3 protein-coding genes and 2 rRNA genes (1 of these 5 only partly in view) are annotated in these 7,840 nt (G+C 59.1%); 2 read left to right on the forward strand and 3 right to left on the reverse strand.

Annotated features, from left to right (window positions below; genetic code table 11):
* The first annotated feature begins 26 nt into the window (after nucleotides 1-26).
* Nucleotides 27-3,209 carry a DEAD/DEAH box helicase gene (locus tag BH682_RS19700; RefSeq protein WP_075833851.1) on the forward strand — a complete coding sequence of 1,061 codons (3,183 nt, stop codon included), beginning with the start codon at nucleotides 27-29 and terminating at the stop codon, nucleotides 3,207-3,209.
* 113 nt (nucleotides 3,210-3,322) lie between these two features.
* On the forward strand, nucleotides 3,323-3,898 hold the full coding sequence (locus tag BH682_RS19705) for a TerD family protein (protein WP_003940660.1): 576 nt from the start codon (nucleotides 3,323-3,325) through the stop codon (nucleotides 3,896-3,898).
* 81 nt (nucleotides 3,899-3,979) lie between these two features.
* On the opposite strand, the gene BH682_RS19710 is transcribed toward BH682_RS19705, so the two are convergent.
* The 3 genes from BH682_RS19710 to BH682_RS19720 form a co-directional block, all read right to left on the reverse strand.
* The gene (locus BH682_RS19710) at nucleotides 3,980-5,269 is read right to left on the reverse strand and encodes a plasmid pRiA4b ORF-3 family protein (RefSeq protein WP_223304601.1); all 1,290 of its coding nucleotides are present in this window, start codon (nucleotides 5,267-5,269) and stop codon (nucleotides 3,980-3,982) included.
* Nucleotides 5,270-5,798: 529 nt separating this feature from the next.
* Nucleotides 5,799-5,915 (reverse strand): 5S ribosomal RNA (rrf, locus tag BH682_RS19715).
* 153 nt (nucleotides 5,916-6,068) lie between these two features.
* Nucleotides 6,069-7,840 (reverse strand): 23S ribosomal RNA (locus tag BH682_RS19720) (it continues 1,363 nt past the right edge of the window).

Raw genomic sequence — 7,840 nt, forward strand, 5'->3', positions numbered from 1 at the left:
TCGGTCGCCGCTACTAGGCTGGCCCCGTGCAACCGGATTCAGTCAGGGCCCTCGACCTCGACCGAATTCGCGCTGTCGTGGGCACAACCACCTACGACCGCGGACTTGTCTACCTGCGGGAGAATGCAGTCGAATCCATCGGATGGAACGACACCGCTGACATCTTGACCGGCGCTGTATCGGGAACTGCGCGAGAGCCGTACACCTGCACGATTTCGGTAAGTCGCGGCGCGGCCGGTACAGCAACGTTCACGCGTGGCCTCTGCACGTGTCCCGTGCGGATGAACTGCAAGCACGTAGTCGCGTTGGTGCTCGCAGCGGTTGCCGAGGCGAACAAGACTCCACAACACCTCGGATGGGACAGCTCGCTCGAGGAGTTGCTCCGACCAGACCTGGCCGGCCGCACTACACGTGGACTTGGCATTCAATTCACCACCCGAACCAAGGGCGCATCGACAAGGCTCATCATCAAACCCGTACAACCAGGAGCGAGAGGGTGGATCTCCGGCGGGCTCGCCTGGAACAAACTCGGAAGCACTTTTCAGTTCCCCGCAGATCACCTCCGGGTTCTACGCGACATACATCTCCTCCACAGCGCCGGCAACTACTACCGAAATCAAAATGCCGCGGAAATCGATCTTGCCGGGTTCGCGAGCCCGCAACTCTGGTCGCTTCTTCGTGAGGCCATCAGCGTCGGCGTTTCACTCGTTCACTCGAAAGCCGGCCTCGGCAACATCTCCCTACTCTACGACGCCAACATCTGCCTCGACGTCCACGGAGCGGAAGACAACAACCTCCGTCTCACTCCCCGAATTCAGACCGATGGGCACATCATCACCCATTCCGACTGGGGACTTGTCGGTACACCGGCACATGGTGTCTTCGCGCTCGACGCCGCCAACGCGATCACGCTCGCACCGCTGCACACGCCGGTCACCCACCAATTGAGGCAGTTGATCGACTCCGGAAAGTCAGTCGACATACCCGCCGAGCATCGAGATGCGTTCACTTCGCGGTTCGTGTTCAAACTCGGAAGCCTCGCTCCCGTCCTATCTTCCGACGGTGCTTACAACCCACCTACTGTGTCCGGTCCTCGGCTACAACTGATGGCCACTTACGAAGGCGACCACCGCATCGACATCGAGTCGGCATGGAAGTACACCGTCGATGCCGACGAACTGATCATTTCTACCGCCGATGCAACCACCGACGAGTCCGAGGTCCGCAATCACGCTGCCGAAGATGCCATCACCAACAGCCTCGGCGCGGCCGCGGCGAAGGCCACTCTCGCGGGAACTTTGACCGGCCTCGATTCCATGCAGTTCACACTCGACCTCCTGCCCCAACTCGAAGCGCACGACGCCATCGACCTCACGGTTGCAGGAACCCCCGCCGACTACCGGCCTGCAGACGACGCTGTCGTGATCGGCCTCAGCACATCAGCCCCCGACGGGGACAGCGGATCCGACTGGTTCGACCTCGATGTCACCGTCGATGTTGCGGGACAAAGCGTTCCGTTCACAACACTGTTCTCTGCTCTGAGCAAGGGCGAGACTCACATACTGCTACCGGACGGCGCCTTCTTTCGGCTCGACGCACCTGAACTACTCGGCCTGCACCGTCTCATCACCGAAGCGCGGTCGCTACTCGATCGGCCCACCGGCAAACTCGGGATCAGCAAATTTCAGGCCGGACTGTGGGAAGAATTGACGGCGCTCGGAAGGGTCAAACATCAAGAAGCAGCTTGGAAGAAGCAGATCGCAGGATTGCTCGGCAGTTCGGGCATCGATCCCGTCCAAGTCCCGGACACGTTGACGGCAACGCTACGTCCCTATCAGGTCGACGGATTCCGTTGGCTCAATTTCCTGCGCCAGCACAGCCTGGGCGGCATACTCGCCGACGACATGGGCCTGGGCAAGACACTGCAGACCCTCGCAATGATCTGCGCTGCAAGGCAATCGAATCCAGCCGCGCCTCCCTTTCTGATCGTCGCACCCACCAGCGTCGTATCCAACTGGAAGTCCGAAGTGGCGAAGTTCGCACCGACCCTCCACACCGCTGTCATCACGGACACGCTGCGCCGCAGAAAGACCGATCTGGCCGCACTCGTCGGCGGGGCGGACATCGTCGTGACGTCGTACGCTCTCTTTCGCCTCGACACCGATGCGTATTCCGCCGGCCGCTGGTCCGGACTGGTACTCGACGAAGCCCAATTCGCCAAGAACCACAAGTCCAAGGTCCACCAGTGCGCGAGGGCGGTGAACGCACCGTTCAAACTCGCGATCACCGGTACACCCATGGAAAACAATCTTCTGGAGTTGTGGTCGCTCCTCGCAATCACTGCACCAGGACTGTTTCCCAGCCCCACCACCTTCACCGACGTCTACCGCACTCCCATCGAAAAAGACGGTGATACAGAACGATTGGCGCAACTGCGACGACGCGTCAAACCGCTGATGGTGCGGCGCACCAAGGAACAGGTGGCCGCAGACTTGCCGCCCAAGCAGGAGCAGGTACTCGAGATCGAGTTGCATCCGAGCCATCGCGCGATCTACGACACCCACCTGCAACGCGAACGGCAGAAGATTCTCGGACTGCTCGACGACGTCGACAAGAACCGCTTCACGATCCTGCAGTCGCTGACGCTGCTACGCCAACTCAGTCTCGACGTCTCGCTGGTCGACGAGGAAAGCGGACCCGTCCCATCGGCCAAGGTCGACGCTCTCGTCGAGCAACTGGACGACGTCGTTGCGGGCGGACACCGCGCGTTGATCTTCAGCCAATTCACCGGGTTCCTTGGTTCTGTCCGCAACCGACTCGACGCGGAAAAAATTGCGTACAGCTATCTCGACGGTTCGACGCGCAATCGCGGTGAAGTGTTGGAGGAGTTCAAGTCTGGTGCAGTCCCCGTCTTCCTCATCAGCCTCAAGGCTGGTGGCTTCGGCCTCAATCTCACCGAGGCCGACTACTGCTTCATTCTCGACCCCTGGTGGAACCCGGCCGCCGAGGCACAAGCGGTCGACCGTACTCACCGCATCGGGCAGACACGAAACGTCATGGTCTACCGCCTCATTGCCAAAGACACCATCGAAGAGAAGGTCATGGCACTCAAAGCCAAGAAGTCGGCATTGTTCTCGAATGTCATGGACGCCGAAGGCACACTGGGCGCCGGACTCGACGCCGAGGATCTTCGCGCGCTGTTCGAGTGAGGTGCCTATTCGGTCGAACCGCACCTACCCGCTCACGGTAATGTGAGTCGCGAACGGACAACACAGAACTCCCGAACGAAGAAATCCACTTCGTTCGAACGAGAGGAACCTGAATGGGCGTCACACTTGCCAAGGGCGGCAACGTATCTCTGTCGAAGGCCGCACCCAATCTGACCAAGGTCGCAGTCGGTCTCGGCTGGGATGCACGCAGCACCAGTGGTGCCGACTTCGACCTCGACGCCAGCGCGTTGGTCACCGGCCCGGAACGCAAGGTCCTTTCCGACCTTCACTTCGTCTTCTACAACAACCTTCGCTCGCCCGACGGATCCATCGAGCACACCGGCGACAACCTCACCGGTGAAGGTGACGGCGACGACGAGGTCATCAACGTCGACCTCCCGGCTGTACCGCCCAACGTCACCAACATCTTCTTCCCCGTCTCGATTCACGACGCCGATGCGCGACTCCAGTCCTTCGGACAGGTCACCAACGCCTACATCCGCGTCGTAGATCTGTCGAACGGCTCCGAACTGGCACGCTACGACCTCTCCGAAGATGCATCCACCGAGACAGCCATGCTTTTCGGTGAGCTCTACCGCCACAATGGCGAATGGAAGTTCCGTGCAGTCGGACAGGGATACGCATCGGGACTAGCCGGAATCGCCCGCGACTACGGCGTGAACATCTGATCTCTATCGGTACACGAAACGGGGTTCGATTCGGCATTGCCGGATCGAACCCCGTTTCGGTTGTCTGCGTCGACGCGCGAGTTAACGCCGCAGGATCGCCCTCGCGAGGTGAACAGCCCAGGGCGAGTCCGCTTTGCTGCCGAACTTCCCCAACTCGTACCCCGTAGCGCCGATCAATCCGAGCACCTCTACGGTGCTCCCGGACGTGTCACGTCTGGAAGTCTGAGCTCCAGCCATCAGGATGCTCGACGACCGAATCGACTCCAGCGCTCCCGCGACGAAACGATGACGATCCGCCGGCGACATGCCGGCGGCTACGGCAAGGAGGACGAGGAGTTCCACCGCTCTCTGCGAGCCGCCGGGCGCAACCGGAACTCCCTCGACGATCACCGACCACGTCATTGACGCGTCCCGCTCTGCCGACTGTCCCCGCTTCGTCAGAACAATCTGCCCTTTGTGCTTTCGCACCAGGCCGAACTTCTTGAGCACTGCGAAGAGTGATCGCCCTTGGGGAAGGTTTACAGGTCCCAGTTCAGGTTCGTCGAGCATCGCGTCGACCGTCGTGAAGAAATCATCGGCACCGATCCCTTCGACACCGATCAGAGCCAGAACCGCTTGAATGCGTTGGCCCGCCTCGACGTGGACCAACTCCCCGATTGCCGACTGATCGTCAATGCCTGCTCGGGCGAGGACCGCATGCAGTTCCGGGACTCGCGAGGGTCCCAGGCATTCGACGAGCTTCGCAATGTCGTACGACGCAGCGATCTCGTCCGGTCTAGGACTATGCAGTCGATTATTGACCTCAGCGATCTCGAATCGTGTCGGCTCGAAATCAGTTTGTGGCCATTCGAGGGTCCATTCATGGGAGCGCAGCTTCTCCGAAGCGAGAACACCGAGGAGTTGCTCGTACTCGTCAGGTCCGACACATTCCTCCGGCGGACATGCACCGCGACCCGCGGCACACACAACTTGGAACCCGTCGGGCAGTACTTCGGAAGATTCAAGTGTCAGCGTGTGGCGCCAGTTCCCGAAGCGTCCGTAGCGATAACTGATTTCATCGCCAGGCGAGACCATGACCTCGTCCAGGCGTACCGCGGACTCTACGATCGCCGCTCGGCCGGCCCGACGCTGCTCGGCGTTGCTCCCGGAAGCTACGTACTCTTCGACCTCGCCGGGAAATCGGCTGCCGGACTTGGACCACGCGTGCGATTGACGGTCACTCCACCCCATTGCCCGTTGAACCACCGAATGCAGGTCATCCAGATTCAGATCCGACGCGACGAGGATTCGTCGCCAGATCTGAGTGGAAACATTGTCGACACTGATACGTATCGCGTATTGCGCCGGTACCGCGCGCCTCTTCGAACGCAACGATCGCGCAATATGAATGCCCCCACGCCCTCCGCCAGCTTCTTGTACAAACCTTTGCAGTTCTTCAGGTTCCGTCGGAACGAGTCGCAAATGCGACACCCTCGAGCTGCTCAACCCCACCATGAGACTCAGCCTAGGCCAAAGTGCTAGGGACGAAGGCACAAAATCGGAGAGTACTTCGGACTTATGAGACGGTTCACAATCTATACCTTGGCTAACAAGTCGCTACGTGCATCGGCGACGGCATCTTCCTCGCCCAATTCCTGCCCTGATGGTGTGAACGTACCGTTCCCCTCGCTGAAGAGGGTGAGAGTGTCGTTCACTCGGTCCCGGACGGGGTGGTGAGTCGGCTGTGCTCGCGCCCCTGATGGTGTGAACGGTACGTTCGGTCGATCTGAGGCGACGAAAGTGCCGTTCGCTCGAAGTCGGGGGTGCCGGCGGCGGTGCTTTCGGGTGTTGGCGGGGTGGGGTGTTTTGGGTACGAGAAAGCCCCCCAACCAGTACTGGTTGGGGGGCTTCTCTAATGTGTGTTCGGCGGTGTCCTACTCTCCCACACCCTGTCGAGTGCAGTACCATCGGCGCTGAAGGGCTTAGCTTCCGGGTTCGGAATGGGACCGGGCGTTTCCCCTTCGCTATGACCGCCGTAACTCTATGAAACTGTCACAGTAACCTTCTTCTGATCACCTGGTTTCACCACCCGTCAACACCAGTTTCTGGTGTTGGGGGATGGAGAAAACAGGGTTTCTCATCAGTATCTGTGTGTTGTTTCAGATACCGCACAGTGGACGCGTAGCTTCTTTGTGGTAAGTCCTCGGCCTATTAGTACCAGTCACCTGCATGCATTACTGCACTTCCAGTTCTGGCCTATCAACCCGGTGGTCTGCCGGGGGCCTTACCCCCTCGAGGGGGTGAGAAACCTCATCTTGGAACAGGCTTCCCGCTTAGATGCTTTCAGCGGTTATCCCTTCCGAACGTAGCTAACCAGCGGTGCTCCTGGCGGAACAACTGGCACACCAGAGGTTCGTCCGTCCCGGTCCTCTCGTACTAGGGACAGCCTTCCTCAAGTTTCTAACGCGCGCGGCGGATAGAGACCGAACTGTCTCACGACGTTCTAAACCCAGCTCGCGTGCCGCTTTAATGGGCGAACAGCCCAACCCTTGGGACCTACTCCAGCCCCAGGATGCGACGAGCCGACATCGAGGTGCCAAACCATCCCGTCGATATGGACTCTTGGGGAAGATCAGCCTGTTATCCCCGGGGTACCTTTTATCCGTTGAGCGACACCGCTTCCACTTGCCGGTGCCGGATCACTAGTCCCGACTTTCGTCCCTGCTCGACCTGTCAGTCTCACAGTCAAGCTCCCTTGTGCACTTGCACTCGACACCTGATTGCCAACCAGGCTGAGGGAACCTTTGGGCGCCTCCGTTACATTTTGGGAGGCAACCGCCCCAGTTAAACTACCCACCAGGCACTGTCCCTGAACCAGATCATGGTCCGAGGTTAGAGGTCCAATTCGATCAGAGTGGTATTTCAACAACGACTCCACGATAACTGGCGTCACCGTTTCACAGTCTCCCACCTATCCTACACAAACCGAACCGAACACCAATACCAAGCTGTAGTGAAGGTCCCGGGGTCTTTTCGTCCTGCCGCGCGTAACGAGCATCTTTACTCGTAATGCAATTTCGCCGAGTCTACGGTTGAGACAGCTGAGAAGTCGTTACGCCATTCGTGCAGGTCGGAACTTACCCGACAAGGAATTTCGCTACCTTAGGATGGTTATAGTTACCACCGCCGTTTACTGGGGCTTAAATTCTCAGCTTCGCTCCCGAAGGAACTAACCGGTCCTCTTAACCTTCCAGCACCGGGCAGGCGTCAGTCCGTATACATCGTCTTACGACTTCGCACGGACCTGTGTTTTTAGTAAACAGTCGCTTCTCACTGGTCTCTGCGGCCCCACCCAGCTCAGACAGTAAATGTCGTCACCAGACAGGGCCCCCCTTCTCCCGAAGTTACGGGGGCATTTTGCCGAGTTCCTTAACCATAGTTATCTCGATCGCCTTAGTATTCTCTACCTGACCACCTGTGTCGGTTTGGGGTACGGGCCGTGTGAAAGCTCGCTAGAGGCTTTTCTCGGCAGCATAGGATCACTGAATTCGCCTCAATCGGCTACGCATCACGTCTCAGGCTATGTGCGACCCGGATTTGCCTAGGTCACGCCCTACACGCTTACACCAGTATTACCACTGACTGGCTCAGCTACCTTCCTGCGTCACCCCATCGCTTGGCTACTACCAGATCAGGTCCCATGCATCCACCAACTCGAGACCCGAAGGTCTTCTCGTGGCTTCAGGATGGTTAGTATCACTGATTCACCATGGGCGCGTTCACACGGGTACGGGAATATCAACCCGTTGTCCATCGGCTACGCCTGTCGGCCTCGTCTTAGGTCCCGACTCACCCTGGGCGGATTAACCTGGCCCAGGAACCCTTGGTCATTCGGCGGACGAGTTTCTCACTCGTCTTTCGCTACTCATGCCTGCATTCTCACTCGTGTGGCCTCCACGGCTA

The sequence above is a fragment of the Rhodococcus sp. YL-1 genome, assembly GCF_001942025.1.
Classification (GTDB): Bacteria; Actinomycetota; Actinomycetes; order Mycobacteriales; family Mycobacteriaceae; genus Rhodococcus_F; species Rhodococcus_F qingshengii.

Excerpts from the sequence above, each read along its gene's own strand:
- BH682_RS19705 (WP_003940660.1), top strand. The coding sequence starts at position 3,323 with ATGGGCGTCACACTTGCCAAGGGCGGCAACGTATCTCTGTCGAAGGCC.